Genomic DNA, 17,392 nt, shown 5'->3' on the forward strand with positions numbered 1-17,392 from the left:
AAATGAATGTTTCCATACTTAATCCAGGTCCTGAATCCCGCGGTAAATTCCTGTACGCAGCTCTCGAATATAATACGGCAAAGAAGGCACATCAGCTTCCTCCGCTTGTTTTACCGCCAGTTCTATATCATAAGGTACACGTACAAAATGAATGGAGAAGGACGTAGGCTGCTCCTCTCCCATCTCCCCCTCTAAAATGCAGTAGGAAGCCTGCGTAACATCCAACGGATTCCCGACACTGCCGACGTTAAAAAGTGTTTTCCCCTGAAAATGCTGGATAAAAGCATTGTGCACATCACCATATCCCACAACATCCGGAGCAAAAGCAACTTTTCCATTTTCTTCTGCTAACGGATCGAACATGGCAAGCCGTTTTTCCGGCTCATCCCATGGCTGCACACGGTGATACACACTTTGCGGCGAGGCATGCACCAGACGGATACGGCGTCCGCTCATTCTGAAATCATAATGAAACGGTAACTGTGCCAAATACTGCACTCGTTCTGCCCCCAAGCGCTCGGCTTGCCAGCTAAAATTGAGATCATCCGTAATACTGACCAGCTCATCCCAATTCCCCCGCACGACCACTTCACAACGTTGACGGACAGCATCCAGAACCTCGCTCGGGCTAGGCCCTTTGCCGATCAGATCCCCCAAACAAAACACACGGCTAATGCCTCGGGAAGCAATATCCTCCAGCACCGCCTCACAGGCAGGCCAATTGCCATGAATATCTGAAATGACAGCAATACGATCCATCTGAACCTCACTCCTTTGTCCGAAACGACTACATCTCTACACTACATTCAAGCCATCTTTATGTAGTTCCAAACTATATGACGAAGATGAAAAAAAATCATGGCCTATTGGCCGGATTTTAGTGTAATGACACTAAGCTCCGGCCTGCACAGCACGCGAATCGGCAGATGTGTCATGCCAATGCCTCGGCTAACATATAGCGGCATTCTCTCCGTTCCCACATGAAATAATCCCTGGATGTACTTGCGTCCACCCGGAGGCGGCATTGGCGCTCCAATGACCGGCAAGCGAACCTGTCCTCCATGCGTATGCCCCGACAATTGAAGATCAAAGGACATTTGCGCCGCCACATCTGCATAGTCCGGCTCATGCATCAGCAGGAGCTTGCACATCTCATCAGGTAGTCCGTGGATGGCACGCTGCGGATTGGGCTTGCCCATAATGTTATCCTCTAAACCGACCATGGCTACACGCTGCCCCGCGCGCTCTACAATCGCATGCTCGTTTCTCAGCAACGTAAACCCGGTTTTCGGATACAATTCCTGTACTCCGGCGGGTAAGCCTCTATAATCATGATTGCCCAGAATAGCAAATTTGCCAAGTGTGGCGTACATAGAAGCCATAACTGGAACAGCAGCCTTCATGGATACTGCATAGTCATCCACAATATCGCCTGTAAAACAGAGCAAATCTGGCTTCAGACCTGCTATCCGGTCCGCAAGCTCGCGTAGATCCTGCTCATCCATGTGAAAACCCAAGTGCACATCACTGAAATGTACGACCCTGATTCCGTCAAAAGCAGACGGAAGACGAGGGATAGACAAGTTGAAGCGTGTAATTTCCAAATGATTAGGCTCCCATAAGGAAGCATATCCTCCAGCCAGAAGCGCGGTTCCGGCTGTGGATAAAGCCGCTTTTTTCAAAAAATGGCGGCGCGAAGGATTGGCTGGTTCATTTGAAACGGAACGCCGCGAAGAACCGGGAGGGATAGCGGCCCCCTGATGCGGGCCATCCTGACTCTCGCGGCGGGTGTGCGGCGTCTTCTCCATATGCGTTCCCCCTTGCGATCTATTCCTTGATCTCACTTATTCGAATTCTTACCGTCCAGAAGCTTTAGCGATGGGTGGACAACCACTGCTCCGCATAGTCTACCAAATCACGTTGCCTCGCGAAAAAACATGAAGCCTCCCCAATGTTCACCCGCGTAAAAGCTGAGGGACAGTCCCGTTCAAAATCAAGTCCCAGCTTCTCAAAGTCATCTGAGGTAATATTAAAATCCTGAAAAGATACCCACGCTTTTGCTCCATCCACCATCATAGGAGCTTGATGGGTGATCACTTCACGTCCATTGTAGGCTGTTCGATATTCCGCCAAATGCAGGGACGTGTTGCTGTCATGTCCGCAGCCCAACAGCACTACATAAGCATCTGCCTCGTACAGCTTCGCCAAGGGCGAATGCTCACCCAGTCCAAAGTCGAGCTCATGAGCTGCCAGTAATTCCGAAGCTGTGGGTCCACGTGCCGCCAGAGAAACATGCGGATGCCCGCTGCGCTTGGTTCCCGGCAGGCCACGGAACGTTTCTACAATGACGCCCATCCCTCCGGTCAGCGTCCAGGCCGGATCATAAGCGGGCATTTCCTCGCGTACCAGTTCCCACCATGACTCATCCAGAGGCGGGTTCATCCAAGTCGAGGGATCAGTCAAGTCATGTGACTGTGTCGGCATCACCAGCGTCCCTTCCGGGCCAACTGCTTCGGTTAGTGCGGCAAGAATGACCGAGGCCCCGCCTGGAACAAAGCGTCCAAAGCTGCGCATCGACGAGTGAGCAAGCAATGTCATGCCGCTCCGAACCCCCAGATCCTCTAATCCCTTCAATACATCCGACCTAGTGACAGGTCGATTCGTTATCGGTTGCACAGTCACCTGTCCAGCCTCCTTTTCTCCAAAAACGATACACAATACCATAATTATACCATAACTGCTATCCCGCGCTCCTTCCTCCATGTTACCCTCCATCATTCCTAAGCGCAAAAAACAGGCTTTCTCCAGTTTGAGAAAAAGCCTGTTTGGGCATAACCTATTCGCTGTCTAGTGCTATACAGTCAGCCAGCGCTTGAACATATGCTTGGTCGTTTCCTTGTTCATTTCGGCAATAGAAGTGGTCAACGGAATGCCTTTCGGACAAGAGCGTACGCAGTTTTGCGAGTTCCCGCACCCTTCCAGCCCGTCGTCTGTCATCAACGCCTCTAGCCGCTCTTCCTGATTCATTTCCCCTGTCGGATGGCTGTTAAACAGGCGAACCTGAGATATCGCCGCAGGTCCGATGAACGTCGTCTTCTCGTTGACGTTCGGACAAGCTTCCAGACAGACACCACAGGTCATGCACTTGGACAGCTCATACGCCCACTGACGCTTTTTCTCAGCCATTCTAGGACCAGGGCCCAGATCGTAGGTACCGTCAATCGGAATCCACGCTTTGACCTTCTTGAGCGCATTAAACATCCGGCTGCGGTCGATGACCAAATCCCGAACTACCGGGAATGTGTTCATCGGCGCGATCGTAATCGGCTGCTCCAGCTTATCGACGAGCGCTGCACAGGCCTGACGCGGCTTGCCGTTAATCACCATGGAGCATGCTCCGCATACTTCCTCCAGGCAATTCGACTCCCAGCACACCGGAGCCGTCTCTTTACCGTGGCTGTCCACCGGATTACGCTGAATTTCCATCAGCGCGCTAATCACATTCATTCCCGGACGATAAGCCAATTCGAATTCTTCCGTATAGGGACTGGCTTTAGGATCAGCTTGACGGGTCACAACGAACTTCACCGTTTTATTCGACTTCACTGCTTGCTCCGACATCTAATACACTCCCTTCCGTTATTTGTTCTTGGAATAATCCCGAATGCGTGGCTTGATCAGCGAAACATCCACCGCTTCATACGAGATTTGTGGTCCTTCCGGTGTCCAGTCCGCAATCGTCGTTTTCAGGAAATCCTCATCGTTGCGATCCGGGAAATCTGGTTTGTAATGAGCCCCGCGGCTTTCGTTGCGCAGCAGCGCACCTTTGGTCATCGCTTCAGCCAGCTCCATCATATTCCACAGTTGCCGTGTAAATGCCGCACCCGCATTGTTCCAGCGCGAAGCGTCATTGATGTTAATGTTAGAATAACGCTCCTTCAGCTCCTTGATCTTGTGGATCGTAGCTTCCAGCTTGTCATTATAACGAACCACAGTCATGTTGTTCGTCATCCACTCGCCCAGCTCTTTATGAAGAACATAGGCATTTTCTTTTCCGTCCATATGCAAAATACGCTCATACTTCTCCGTCTGCTGATTGACTGCGGCATCAAATACGGAGGACGCTGTATCCTGTGCAGATTTTTTCAAGCCTTTGATATATTCCACAGCCTTAGGTCCAGCCACCATCCCGCCGTAAATGGCTGACAGCAACGAGTTCGCACCCAAACGGTTCGCTCCGTGGTATTGGAATTCACACTCACCAGCCGCGAACAGGCCTGGTATATTGGTCATCTGATTGTAATCGACCCACATGCCGCCCATTGAATAATGAACAGCCGGGAATATTTTCATCGGAATTTTGCGCGGATCATCACCGACGAATTTCTCATAAATTTCAATAATGCCGCCCAGTTTTACATCCAGCTCTTTCGGGTCCTTGTGGGACAGATCGAGGTAGACCATGTTCTCGCCATTAATACCCAGTCCATCATCAACGCATACACTGAATATTTCACGTGTCGCAATATCGCGAGGGACCAGATTTCCGTAAGCTGGATACTTTTCTTCGAGAAAATACCATGGCTTACCGTCCTTATACGTCCAAATACGACCGCCCTCTCCCCGTGCCGACTCGGACATGAGACGCAGCTTGTCATCACCTGGTATAGCCGTCGGATGAATCTGGATAAACTCACCGTTCGCATAGCGTACGCCTTGCTGATACACCGCACCGGCAGCTGTGCCCGTATTAATGACGGAATTCGTGGTTTTACCGAAAATAATCCCGGGCCCACCAGATGCCAAAATAACTGCATCCGCCGCAAAAGTCTTCACTTCCATCGTACGCAAATCCTGCCCGCAAATCCCTCGACAGATGCCTTCATCATCCAGTACAGCCTGTAAAAACTCCCAGTTTTCATACTTGGTCACCAAACCCGCAGATTCCCAGCGCCGTACCTGCTCATCGAGAGCGTACAGAAGCTGCTGTCCTGTCGTCGCACCAGCAAAGGCGGTCCGATGATGCTGGGTACCGCCGAAGCGGCGGAAGTCCAGCAGTCCTTCCGGTGTCCGGTTAAACATGACGCCCATGCGGTCCATGAGATGAATGATCCCCGGAGCCGCTTCGCACATCGCTTTTACCGGAGGCTGGTTGGCCAGAAAATCCCCGCCATAGACCGAATCATCAAAGTGAATCCAGGGGGAGTCTCCCTCACCCTTGGTATTTACCGCACCATTGATGCCACCTTGAGCACAAACGGAGTGGGACCTTTTGACCGGAACCAAAGAAAATAAATGAACGTGAACTCCCGCCTCTGCCGCCTTGATCGTAGCCATTAGACCTGCCAGACCGCCGCCCACGACAATAATGTTGGATGCTGCCATTTCTGCTCACTCCTTTTTTTCAGGATTTTTAACCAAATCCCCTTTTACGTTTGAAAATAGAATTTCAACACAATGTATAATGGATATGACTCATTTACAGTAGTTGTTTAAAAGTACTGCATTGCACCAAGGCAGTTGCTGTTTCCTGAAATTCCGCGCTGCGGAATGCAAGCAGGGAAGCGATGAAGCCGATAGACACCACCACGAATAGGGTCATACAGATATAAGAAGATACTTTTTGCGCACGTGGTCCCACAGTAATCCCCCAACTGACCATAAATGCCCACAGTCCGTTAGCAAAGTGAAAGGATGCCGAAACGACACTGATTAAATACAAAATAAAATAAACCGGGTTTGTCACGATGCCATGCATGACGCCGCCTAGCTCCTCATGGGTTACATTACCCAGAGCGACCTGAAAGCGTGTGTCGTATACGTGCCAGATAATAAATACAAACGTAATGACGCCGGAAATACGCTGGAACAGAAAGCGCCAGTTACGTGAATAGCCGAACCTTTTTACATTCGGGTCAGCCTGATAAGCGATATACAAGCCATAAATTCCGTGGAACAGTAATGGCAAGTAGATGAATAAAGTTTCTAGCACAATAACCAGCGGCAAACCATTCAGGAAGGCCACGCTGCGATTAAATCCTTCCTTGCCGCCCTCCACCGCTGTGAAGTTCGTCACCAAATGCTCAACAAAAAATAGAGCCAACGGAATGACGCCAAGAAGCGAATGCAGCTTTCTGGAATAAAATCCTCTCATCTAGGTCATGCTCCCTTCTCCCAATAATAGCGTTTTCAATAGTAATATAACATATAAAATGACAGTTCCCGACAGGAAATGTCCAACAAGGTGTCCCTTATTAGGAAAAACAAAAGTGTGAACATCTTGTGTCGCTTTCATGTTACTCCTTTTCGGCTTATAATGGAATTGCAATATACGTATTAATTATTATGTCTTTTTTGCATATAGAGAGGAAGTGGATGATTTGTTTGAGGATTTGAACGCTTTTGCCGTCATTGTCGAGCAGTCCAGCCTGAATAAAGCCTCCAAACTGCTGAATCTGTCCCAACCCGCCCTGTCCCGCAAAATTGCCAAGCTGGAGGAAGAGCTGGGTGTGAATCTCTTTGATCGTCGGGGCAAACGGCTCGAAATTACGTCCACTGGCCGATTTGTTTATACATTCGCACTAGAGCAACGGCAACGACAGCTTCGCTTCTTACAAAAGCTCTCCCAGCACAAAAATGAAGCCCAGAGTATGCTTACACTCGGCGCAAGTCTCACGACACTCCAGACAACGCTGCCTACCCTTGTCGAAGCTTTTATGAGCAAGCATCCTCAAACCGAGCTGAAGCTGCTCACCGGTAAAACCCATGAAATCGTCGCCTTTGTACGTGACAAAAAAGCAGACGCCGGTATTGTCGGATCTGCCATTCATGAAGTCGGACTGCGTTGCATTCCGCTATTTGATGATCATTTGGAGCTCGTTGTTTCCATTGGACATGAATTAACCGTCAAGACAGGAACGGCCTCGATGAAAGATCTGCAAGGACTGCCGATGATTATTTTCTCCAAAGGAACCTGGTATCGCAGTCTGACGGATGACTTGTTCCAGCGCAGCGGCATCATGCCGGATATCCGCATGGAAATCGACTCCTTCGAGGCAATTGTACGCCTGCTTCCAACCTGTAAGGCTTCTGCCTTGCTACCCAAATCCTATTTGCGCAGCGAACTATTACGGGATAATGGACTCACTGCACTGTACTTGCCCGATTTGAAGGAGACACGCCGAACGACCTCCCTCATTTACTCGGAGACGACCGATCTCGGTCCGACAGCACGACGCTGGATTAGCGAGACACGTGCGTCGTTTGCAGGCTACCGTATGGTGTAAAGGGTTTAGCCCTCTTCATTAACATTAACAACCTCATCCTCAAAGCGGCCGATATTATCATTCGAGCCGATGATGACCATAATATCGTCGGCTTTTAATCGATCCATAGCCGTCGGTGCGATCAGGATACCATTCGCCGTATGAAGCGCCACGACGCTACAACCAAAGCGGGTACGGGCATTTAGCTCTGCTAGCGTTTTGCCATTCAGACATGCAGGTACATTGAGTTCCACAATACTATATTCCTTAGACAACTCCAAATAATCGAGCAAATTAGGCGTGACTAGCTGGTGAGCCACCCGGATACCCATATCCCGTTCTGGATAAATAATCCGGTCCACACCGAGCTTTTCTAACGCACGCCCGTGCAGCACAGATATGGCTTTGGCTACGACTTTTTTCACACCCAGCTCCTTCAGCAAAATGGCGGTGAGGATGCTTACCTGAATGTCATCACCAATAGCAACAATGCCACAATCGAAATTACGGATGCCCAGTGATCGCAACGAGTCTTCATCGGTAGCGTCCGCCACGACAGTATGTGTCAACATCTCACTCATACTGTCCACAACATCCTCATTCCGGTCAATGCCTAGCACCTCGCACCCCATATCCACCAATTGCAAAGCCAGGCTTGAGCCAAACCGCCCCAAGCCAATAACTACAAACTGCTGCGTCTTCATATCTACTCGAAAACTCCCTTATCCTATAATCATTTTACCTTCCGGATGACGATATAATTCTTTACCCTTTTTCGGCCCCAGTGCATAAGCTAGCGTGAGTGGCCCCAGTCTACCTGCAAACATCGTCAGGGTAATCACCAGCTTGCCTATGACTGTCAAATCAGGTGTAAGCCCCATCGACAGCCCCACCGTACCAAACGCAGATACCGTCTCGAACAAGATCATCAGAAAATGATGATCTTCGGTTGCCGACAAAATCATCGTCACCCCGATCACGAACAGCAACCCCAGCAGTGTAATGGTCAAAGCCTTGTAAATTCGTCCCTGCGCAAGTCGGTACTTGAACAGTACAATATCTTCCCGCCCCCGCAGCATCGAAATCACCGCTCCAATGAGCAGGGCGAATGTTGTGGTCTTAATCCCGCCTCCAGTAGAGCCAGGAGAAGCCCCGATAAACATGAGTATGATGATAAAAAACTGCGTAGCCTGCCGCAAGCCTGCAATGTCCAAGGTATTGGCACCTGCGGTACGGGGAGTAACGGACTGGAATAAAGATCCCAATAGCTTACCACCCCAATCAAGCGAGCCGAGAGTCTTCGGATTCGTAAACTCAAATACAAAAATCACGAGCGTGCCGACTACAATCATAGCGCCCGTCATGCTGAGTACCACCTTGGTATGCAAGGACAGTCTCTTGCGCTTGCGATATTCTGCCAGGTCTGACATCACTACAAAACCAATGCCGCCTAAAATAATCAAAAACATGGCTGTAAAATTAACAATCGGATCATATACATAACCTGTCAAGCTGCGAAATTCACCGAATAAATCAAAACCAGCATTGTTAAACATGGAGATGGCATGCCAGATTCCAAAATAAATCGCCCTGCCTACGGGCATATCAAAGGACCAGCGAACCGAGAATATCGTAGCGCATACGCCTTCAATAACCAGTGAGTACAGTAATACCTTACGGATTAACCCGACAATTCCCTCTACAGAAGTCTGATTCATCGCTTCCTGCAAAATGAGACGCTCCCGCAGGGAAATCCGACGCTTGAACACCAGTGCAATCAAGGTAGCCATGGTCATAAAGCCTAGGCCGCCGATCTGAATGAGCGCCACGATAACAACTTGACCAAAGGTTGTAAAAAAGGTCCCCGTATCCTTTACGACAAGCCCTGTAACACAGGTCGCGGAAGCGGCAGTAAACAAAGCGTCTATAAACGCAAGTGGCTTTCCTGTTGTATTGGAGATCGGCAGCATTAACAATAAACTACCTATTAGAATGATAATGGCAAAGCCCGCAACGAATATCTGCGGTGGAGAAAGCCGGAGCCAGCTTGCATTGGGATTCATCTATTCATCACTTCTCTCCTAATCCTTAAAACTATAAAAACAGTGATTTAATACGGTGTAAGCTCGCTACGCGTTCCATTTGATCTTCCGATCGTCGTTGCCCCTGAATTTTTTGATTTTTCCAAACCTTAGTTAACTATAATTAGCATTCCCTGAATACAGGAAGAATGCATGTCAAGCACTACTCGGCCCCCTATGCTATTGGCGGGCAGTAGCGAAGGGGGCAGAATTGTTCTGAAGAAGCGAAGCGTTTGCCTTTATCTCCGGATTTTAACCATTAAAGGGGATATACAATCAAAAAATCCGGGGATAACAGCAATCGGAAGAATAATCTGCACCCGCAGCGGTCTATCTAACCAATCCAAACACTTTTATACGCACAAAAAAAGACACCGGAAAACCGAGTGCCTGACTTGGTTCCTGCTCATAGCCTACGAGGTTAGCTGACGGATTCGGGCAGCACAGTATGCCCTATTTACACTTCCGATCCACCAGTGATCGGCTGTAAAATTCACCCCAGTAACATGGTTCCCCCGTTTTCCCATAGAAATTCGGCTCAACTGTATATCATTACCTATGTATTTTATAGGCATTGCCTCAAGATTATAATCCTTCTATATCCAGATCACAAAACCGATTTCGTCGAAAAAACGTGAAATTGGCTTTATTTTGCGAATGGGCATCGTTTAATCGCAGCTTATCTTATTTTATTGGAACTTTAAAGTGCTTTCACTCTATTTTCATGAATATCGCTGGTCTGTTGGCGGGAACCTGTGCAGTATGATATCTTTAATGGATGTTCTTATTTACAGATTAAGGAGGAAACTTATGAATCCTATCGGGAAACCGGTCGTGCTCACGGCCAACTTCAAAAAATTAGGCTTGCTGGGCGGGATTGGCCTGATTTGCTTTTTTATCTTTCAATTGCTTATTCCCTCGCTTAGCAATCCAAGTCCAGAATCAGTAATGAATGCAAAGGTCATCAGCAAACAAGAAGCGGTTATACACGCATTGGACTTCGCCCGCTCCGAGCTGGGATATACTGAATCACAGCCAGAGAAGCCTCTGGTGACCTATCAGGCCGAAACAGATTTGTACGGTTATTTATCTAGAGAAAAACTGCTTCAACAGTACGACCGTACATGGAAGAAAAATTACCCTTACGAAACCTTTCGGGTCGATCTGCCTGAATCCTCAGCGAAGAGCAAGCTGCAAATTCATGTAGATTTATCCACTGGGAAGGTCGTTAGTTTTAAACGGATCACCTCCAGCACCAATTACACGCAGGCTGATATTTCTACGGATGAACAAGCACGTAACAGGCTTGTACGTGTGGCTGAGGACGGCATGACGCTTGAAGCCAAGGAGCAGGCGGCCGCTGTATGGGTGAAGCGCTTTGGCTTTAAGCCGGCGGATTTAAAGCTCGCGACCACTGAACAAGAAGGCGGATTAAAGTATACCATAGACGATAAAAAAATCGGCGCCTCGGTACTTACACTGGCTTTTACTTTTGAAAACGGTGATGTTCGCTCCTTCACTCAAAGCTTTTCGGCCCCGTCGTCCTATACCGATTATATCGAAAAGCAAACATTTTGGGCGAATTGGATGACCTATGCGGGTTATGCCCTGTTTAGCTTTGCGCTGGGTGTACTTGCCATTGTGTATGCATCACTCACCCGACGACATACTTCATTTGTACGCGGCATTGTTCTATCCGTTATATACTTTATTGCTAGTATAGCTGGGACCATGAACATGCTGCCTTTATTGCAAGCAGAAGCAGGCGGTAAGGGCATGCTTATATTTCTTATGGTTTTCCAGATTGGTGTTACCTTCGTCATGGCTGTAGCGCTCTACTTCTCCTTGGTCGGCGGTGACGGACTTATGCGTCAGGTTGGACTGAATGCATGGCCACGTGCGAAAGAGCCGGGCTACGGGCTGTATGTGCTTCGCAGTATGTATGTTGGCTACTTGTGGGCCTTTATTTTGCTCGGGGTACAATCCATTTTATTCTTTATACTGGAGCGCACATTTAATACATTCTCCACAACAGATGCCACGCAATCCCCTTACAATATGGCTTATCCATGGCTACTGCCGATTATGGCCTGGATGGCAGGTATTGGTGAAGAGACTGTCTACCGTCTGTTTGGTATTCCGATGGTCAAAAAAATAGTAAAAAATACTTTTGTTGCTTGTCTGATCACCACGCTGATTTGGGCACTGGGACATACACTTTATCCGATCTATCCAGTGATTTCCAGACCTGTTGAGCTGACTTTTCTTGGTTTGCTGTTCAGTTTTGTGTTCCTGCGTTACGGCTTTATTGCCGCTATGTTCAGCCACGTTATTTTTGACAGCATTCTAATGGGACTTAGTGTGATGAGTCTGGGAGACACTGTGAATGTGAGCGCTGGTCTATTCTGGATCTTACTTCCAGCCATCGTGGGTTACATCATTTATTGGTTTAGTCCTAAAAAACCAAATCGAATGATGTTTGAACCTATACAAAAAGAGGAGTCGCATTCTACGACTCCTCCTCCCGAAGGGCAGCTATAATCTGACGCGCAAGCTTATCCCCAATAGAGAGAGGCCGGAAGTCTTCGACACTGGCCTCTCTTATTTTTTTGAGCGATCCAAAATGCTTAAGCAGTAACTTACGCCGTTTCTCGCCAATGCCTGGAATAGAGTCCAGCCGGGAAGTTACCATAGATTTGCCGCGTTGCTCGCGGTGGAACGTGATGGCAAAACGGTGAACCTCGTCCTGAATCCGTTGCAGCAGGTAAAATTCTTCGCTATTACGTGCAAGTGTCACGGCCTCAGAGGATTCTCCCACCAATAGTTGGGATGTTCTATGTTTGGCATCCTTCACCAAACCACATACAGGAATGAACAAACCCAGCTCATTTTGCAATACATCGGTCGCCGCCTTAATTTGTCCACGTCCACCATCGACAACGATCAAGTCGGGACGTTCCAAATTTTCCTTAAGCACACGTTCATATCGACGCCGGATAACCTCACGCATTGTTTCATAATCATCGGGTCCCTGCACAGAACGGATTTTATATTTTCGATACTCCTTCTTGGCAGGTTTGCCATCAATAAACACGATCATGGCTGAGACTGGATCGGAACCCTGGATGTTGGAGTTATCAAACGCCTCCACCCGGTGCAAGCTATCCAGCCCAATGGCACGTCCGAGATTGCTTGCAGCTTTGGATGTTCGTTCCTCATCCCGCTCGATCAGCTTAAACTTCTCATCCAAAGCTACACGTGCATTTTCCGTCGCCATGCCTGTCATTTGCTTTTTCAGTCCACGCTGCGGTACAAGTACCTTTACATCCAACCATTCAGCCAGAGCGAGAGCCGCCGTACTTGGGTCCTCCAGTCCACCGGATAGTTGAGTTTCTGTTTCCTTTATCTCGGCATCTTGGTCACCAGCTTGATCTTGATTCGTTGCCGCTGCATAAGTTGCCTGTTCTTCAGCCACCAGTAGTGAGTCAGCAGAACGCTCTGTCTCCGTTTGTATCGCTTTCTCATCTGTCTGTCCGGTAACATCGGCTGTAGGTGCACTGTAGAGTGCAGTTTCTGCCGCAACCGGTTGATCGACATTGACCTGTTCCGCCTGCATCAGCTTAGGAGAATCCGGCAACAATATTTCCTGCGGCACTGCTGGGTTGTCACTATAATATTGCGTCACATAGGACATAAAATCACTGTAAGCCTCACCGTAGAAAGGAAAAGTCGACATATGGCGCTCGATCATTTTACCTTTGCGGACATATAGGATCTGTACACACATCCAGCCCTTATCTACTGAAAAACCGAATACATCTCGATCTTTCGCATCCGATGTGGTGATTTTCTGCTTTTCCATCATCGCGTCGATGCTGATAATCTGATCTCGCAACTCCTTGGCCCGCTCAAAGTACAATTCCTCTGCGGCCTCCTGCATTTTACGCTGAAGATCCTTTTTAATTTCCTCATGTCCCCCGCTCAAAAAGGAACCAATTTCCTGACCAATCTGGTCATACGTTTCCTTCTCGACCTCTTTCACACAAGGCCCCAAACATTGATGCATGTGATAATACAGACACACTTCCTTGGGCATCACACCACACTTGCGTAACGGATACATACGGTCCAGCAACTTCTTCGTCTGATGTGCCGCGTAGGAATTGGGGTACGGTCCAAAATATTTTGCTTTATCTTTCAGAACGCGACGGGTCACCTCCAGCTTGGGGTGTGCCTCGTTCGTAATTTTCAAATACGGAAAGGTTTTATCATCCTTCAATAGCACGTTATAGCGTGGCTGGTACTTTTTAATGAGGTTGCACTCCAAAATGAGTGCCTCCATATTACTGCCTGTAACGATATATTCAAAATCACGAATATCGGAAACCAGTCGCTGCGTCTTGCCGTTATGGCTACCTGTAAAATAGGAACGGACCCGGTTTTTCAACACTTTGGCCTTGCCGACATAAATAATGGTGCCTTCGCTATTCTTCATCAGGTAACAGCCTGATGCATCCGGCAGTAACGCTAATTTGTGCCGTATGTTCTCCAGCGCCTTCTCCTGATTCTGCAAGTCCTCCGCATAAGGTTTCATTTGCCCGGTTCCTCCTTCCATTCTTAATGACTACTCAACTAACTACTTATAATATAATAGGAATAATACACAAAAACGCCCCCGGTATTTACAACCGGAGGCATTGACCTTTCATGGCCGCTCCACCAAGCCCCCGCGGGAGCATGGGTCACATGCAATGATTATTGGTGTTTAGTAAGCATGCTTTTCAGCGCTTCTTTGGAGTTCAGACCTACCACTTTATCAACAGGCTGTCCGTCTTTGAAAACGATCAGGGTCGGAATACTCATCACGCCGAAACGGGAAGCAGACTCTGGATTTTCATCCACGTTCACCTTCGCGATTTTGACGCTGTCGCCAACTTCTGTGGACAGATCCTCCAGAATAGGAGCGATCATTTTGCAAGGACCGCACCATGGCGCCCAAAAATCAACCAAAACGGTTCCTGTGCCTTCGACTTCTGCGTTGAAGGATTGATCGGACACGTTAACAATTGCCATTGTATGTTCCTCCTTTATAGAAAAGTCAAGATTATTATAACCTGTAATGTCTGTTTCGACACCTTTTAATTATATCACAATAGTCTTTTAATTGTAAGATATCGAAATAGCAGACGGATAAACGCTTACCCCCGCTGATTTTTTCCCTTTACGGTAATGACATCTACAAAAGGACGAATCCGGTCCATCAAGCGTTGTCCTTTATACATTTCCTCTCCATCCTTGCTCGTAAAGCTGAGATGCTTCTCCAGTCCCTGCAACGAATAATTGGAAGTATAAAAAGTAGGTTTGCGGTTCATTCGGTAATTCAAAATAGAGCCCATCACGTGGTCCCGTACCCACGGGCTTAAATTTTCGGCACCAATATCGTCAAATACGAGCAGATCACAATTTTTGAGCATTTCGGTCGTTTCCTTCAGCTTCTGCCCATCCTGGATCATGGACTTTAAGTCCTCCACAAAATCAGGCATATACACGATCACACCGTTCAGACCCGACAGGGCCAACTCGTGCAATAAATAGCCCATCAAAAAAGTTTTACCCGTACCAAACGTACCTTCCAGATACAGTCCTTTTTTGGATAGACCCTGACTTTTCGTTTCTTCAATGTAACGGAATAGCTGTGTGACGGCAGGCATGCGTTGTGAATCTTTGCGCGCAATTTCAAGGGCGTTATATCCCTCCAGAAGTGCGCGTTCATCCACATAGAAGCTTTTAATTCGCTCACGCACCCGTTGCTCATGTTGGGAAGCAATCTGCTTCGCACATGGGGTCCGAATGTCTACAATTTCAGCAGTTCCATTCGGATATTCCACGCCCAGCTTGCAAAAGTGGCCCTGAAAATCGTTAGGACACCGTTCCAGTCCCGGACAATTGTCGCAATTTCGACGATCTCGGGCATACTGAAAGAGCATGCTCATGTTGAGTCGCAATTGTGTTTCGTCCACATCAGGATGCGCAGCACAAAACTCCTGCACGAGCGGATCATTTAGAACCTGATCGGCTACATTGCGAGTGCGCTGGCGAAACGAAGGGTTCTGCATCTGCTGCAGCAAATCGCCCAGTGATTCCAAGAACGCTCCTCCTTTCTTAAAAAGTGCAGAGTTATGGATACCTTAAAATCTACCTACACCTTTTTCTGTTTACCGGATTGCATTCGTTCGGCCAGACGCAGCAGTTCATCCAATTCTTCCTCAGATACAGACTCCTCGGAAGGTTGATCTTGAACGATTGGAATGGATGGCTTGGCTGGCCCGTTATTTTTGGCATACGCGCGGGATCGACCGCCGGAAGGAGAAGCAGAGGACTGTTTTCCTTTTACCTTAGCTTGATCCCTTATATATTGAACGGCTTTCTCGTAAGTGTTTACCTGCTTAAGCAGCATATTGGAAGCAACGGCCTCGACAAAGTTGCGGTTAATCCGCTGATCGCTCCCGGATACGAGCAGTGACATCAAATAATGGATCAGCACGTTGATGACTTCGCCTGGCAGCTTATAGCTGATATCAATTTTCTCGAATATATCCAGCAGGTTACCGGGAACCGTGCCGGGGAAAAAGGTTTGCAGCAAACGGCGATAAGGCTCGTTGCGCAACATCATATTATATTGGTGAATGTCACACTTGGCTGTGAATTGTGGGGGAACCTCCACATAAAATTCCATTTCCACAGCTTGCTCTGCAGGCGGCTCTTCAGATGTGGAAGCTTCCCTTTGGCGCAAAGCAACTACCTTGGCGGCTTGAACCTGCTGCTCCTCCTGACGCTTGCGATCCTGTCTGGAGTGCTGGCTAGCCCGAAGCTGAAGCTCGTCGAGCAACAAGTCGCCTGCTTCGGTAAAAATACCGTCCTCATCCAGCAAGCGGCTAATATCCTGTACAGAAAGATCAAATTTGCGAACAACGTAATTGACCATGCCTAACTGCTCGTGCTCAAACCGAAGACGCTCCACGTGCTTACGATTGGCAGATTCACGCGGAAAACGGAGAATAATATCTGCATAATTCAATGCTTCCTCCGATTCTGACGCAAGTGGTCCAGTCTGACGGCTAGTAGACACCTCGGACAACGCCTGCTCCAATTCATAATCTATAACATGGGTATTCAGTTCAAATAACTCATAAAATGGAATCGAAATATTCTCTTTATTATAGGAAGATTGCGACCATTCGCTAGATTCTCTGCTCCACAATGATTCTCTCAGAGAAAGCACTGCAAACTTACCGATTTTGTCTCTCAACAAAAGGGTGAGATGCTGTGTTCTGAAAAATTCAGCAGGTGCGAGCGGCGGCTGCATCTCATATTCATACATATAGTCGTCCGTTTCGGGTGCATACAGCCTGGACGTCTGTAACAGACCGACGGCCTCCAGTTTGGAGGTCTGTTCAATCAAATACTTGCGTCCCTTCTCACTCGGCTCCAGTCCCAGTGTCAGAAAAAGGCGACGCTGCTGTTCCAACGGCGAATAACCGATTTGTCCGACTGGCACATGCTGGAACAACAGTCGATACAGACTGACCGCAAATGCGCCTACCATCGGCTGATAGACGCTTCCCAGCATCAATTCATCCAGTGCGCTCAAGCCAAATTCCCGATAAACGCAGTAGCGGTGGTTCTCAGTATAGTGCAGCAGGTTTTTCATCCGCATTCCAACATTCTTCCTTTCCTGACATAACGGTCTCCAAGATGTTTTTCTATTCTATCATACTTGCCTTCTGGTGGGACCAACAAAATAAGGGCAATTGTTCTCCTTTTTGGCAGCCGTATTCGTCTGAGTTCTACTTTTTTCGAGAATACTAACTATTTTATGACTTTGTGACCTGCATCATGGTAAAAATAAAATTCTTCACACTTCTTTCATTGGTGAAAAGCTTTACTTTGAGCTACAATATAATGGTTAAGTATCACGTATTGGATACAGGAATGATATTAGGAAGTACACATATTTCGGCTAAGCCGATTACCATTTACAGATCG

Annotated in this window: 14 protein-coding genes and 1 riboswitch; of the genes, 2 read left to right on the forward strand and 12 right to left on the reverse strand. The window is 47.9% G+C overall.

The genetic code is table 11. The annotated features are described in order from the left end of the window. Positions 1–18: 18 nt before the first annotated feature. The 6 genes from NSQ57_RS19775 to NSQ57_RS19800 form a co-directional block, all read right to left on the reverse strand. Positions 19–759, reverse strand: coding sequence for a metallophosphoesterase family protein (locus NSQ57_RS19775; protein ID WP_029518256.1), 741 nt, complete (start codon positions 757–759; stop codon positions 19–21). A gap of 104 nt (positions 760–863) precedes the next feature. Next, a complete protein-coding gene (locus NSQ57_RS19780; protein ID WP_342425195.1) occupies positions 864–1,808 on the reverse strand; it encodes a metallophosphoesterase in 945 nt (314 codons plus the stop codon). 64 nt (positions 1,809–1,872) lie between these two features. Next, the gene (locus NSQ57_RS19785) at positions 1,873–2,682 is read right to left on the reverse strand and encodes an AAC(3) family N-acetyltransferase (RefSeq protein ID WP_069012665.1); all 810 of its coding nucleotides are present in this window, start codon (positions 2,680–2,682) and stop codon (positions 1,873–1,875) included. Between the two features lie 171 nt (positions 2,683–2,853). Beyond that, entirely contained in the window at positions 2,854–3,621 is a 768-nt protein-coding gene (sdhB, locus tag NSQ57_RS19790; RefSeq protein ID WP_039272681.1) for a succinate dehydrogenase iron-sulfur subunit, read from the reverse strand. Positions 3,622–3,639: 18 nt separating this feature from the next. Beyond that, positions 3,640–5,385 (reverse strand): succinate dehydrogenase flavoprotein subunit, encoded by a 1,746-nt coding sequence (gene sdhA, locus NSQ57_RS19795; protein WP_039272682.1) that lies wholly within the window; start codon positions 5,383–5,385, stop codon positions 3,640–3,642. Positions 5,386–5,479: 94 nt separating this feature from the next. Continuing rightward, positions 5,480–6,154: a succinate dehydrogenase cytochrome b558 subunit gene (locus NSQ57_RS19800; protein WP_069012627.1), complete on the reverse strand. Its 675-nt coding sequence runs from the start codon at positions 6,152–6,154 to the stop codon at positions 5,480–5,482. Positions 6,155–6,380: 226 nt separating this feature from the next. Between NSQ57_RS19800 and NSQ57_RS19805 the strand changes: the two genes are divergently transcribed. Continuing rightward, positions 6,381–7,286, forward strand: coding sequence for a LysR family transcriptional regulator (locus NSQ57_RS19805; protein ID WP_341039966.1), 906 nt, complete (start codon positions 6,381–6,383; stop codon positions 7,284–7,286). Positions 7,287–7,291: 5 nt separating this feature from the next. Here NSQ57_RS19805 and NSQ57_RS19810 read toward each other — a convergent pair whose 3' ends face one another. Next, on the reverse strand, positions 7,292–7,969 hold the full coding sequence (locus NSQ57_RS19810; protein ID WP_023990146.1) for a TrkA family potassium uptake protein: 678 nt from the start codon (positions 7,967–7,969) through the stop codon (positions 7,292–7,294). Between the two features lie 18 nt (positions 7,970–7,987). After that, positions 7,988–9,328: a TrkH family potassium uptake protein gene (locus NSQ57_RS19815; protein WP_342425196.1), complete on the reverse strand. Its 1,341-nt coding sequence runs from the start codon at positions 9,326–9,328 to the stop codon at positions 7,988–7,990. A gap of 413 nt (positions 9,329–9,741) precedes the next feature. Continuing rightward, a riboswitch (cyclic di-AMP (ydaO/yuaA leader) is annotated at positions 9,742–9,895 on the reverse strand. Between the two features lie 261 nt (positions 9,896–10,156). Here NSQ57_RS19815 and NSQ57_RS19820 point away from each other — a divergent pair. Then, the gene (locus NSQ57_RS19820) at positions 10,157–11,887 is read left to right on the forward strand and encodes a type II CAAX endopeptidase family protein (protein WP_342425197.1); all 1,731 of its coding nucleotides are present in this window, start codon (positions 10,157–10,159) and stop codon (positions 11,885–11,887) included. Here the strand turns inward: NSQ57_RS19820 and uvrC are convergent. The 4 genes from uvrC to NSQ57_RS19840 all read right to left on the reverse strand — a co-directional run bounded on the left by uvrC (position 11,856) and on the right by NSQ57_RS19840 (position 17,063). Continuing rightward, a complete protein-coding gene (uvrC, locus tag NSQ57_RS19825; RefSeq protein ID WP_342425198.1) occupies positions 11,856–13,940 on the reverse strand; it encodes an excinuclease ABC subunit UvrC in 2,085 nt (694 codons plus the stop codon). The two genes, NSQ57_RS19820 and uvrC, sit on opposite strands and share 32 nt — an antisense overlap. A gap of 161 nt (positions 13,941–14,101) precedes the next feature. Beyond that, positions 14,102–14,419: a thioredoxin gene (gene trxA, locus NSQ57_RS19830; RefSeq protein WP_010347861.1), complete on the reverse strand. Its 318-nt coding sequence runs from the start codon at positions 14,417–14,419 to the stop codon at positions 14,102–14,104. A 125-nt stretch (positions 14,420–14,544) separates the two neighbouring features. Then, positions 14,545–15,492, reverse strand: a complete 948-nt coding sequence (gene dnaI, locus NSQ57_RS19835) for a primosomal protein DnaI (protein ID WP_029518246.1) — start codon at positions 15,490–15,492, stop codon at positions 14,545–14,547. A 53-nt stretch (positions 15,493–15,545) separates the two neighbouring features. Next, positions 15,546–17,063: a DnaD domain protein gene (locus tag NSQ57_RS19840; protein WP_069012623.1), complete on the reverse strand. Its 1,518-nt coding sequence runs from the start codon at positions 17,061–17,063 to the stop codon at positions 15,546–15,548. Positions 17,064–17,392 lie beyond the last annotated feature (329 nt).

Source organism: Paenibacillus sp. FSL L8-0502 (assembly GCF_038593055.1).
Lineage (GTDB): Bacteria > Bacillota > Bacilli > Paenibacillales > Paenibacillaceae > Paenibacillus > Paenibacillus polymyxa_D.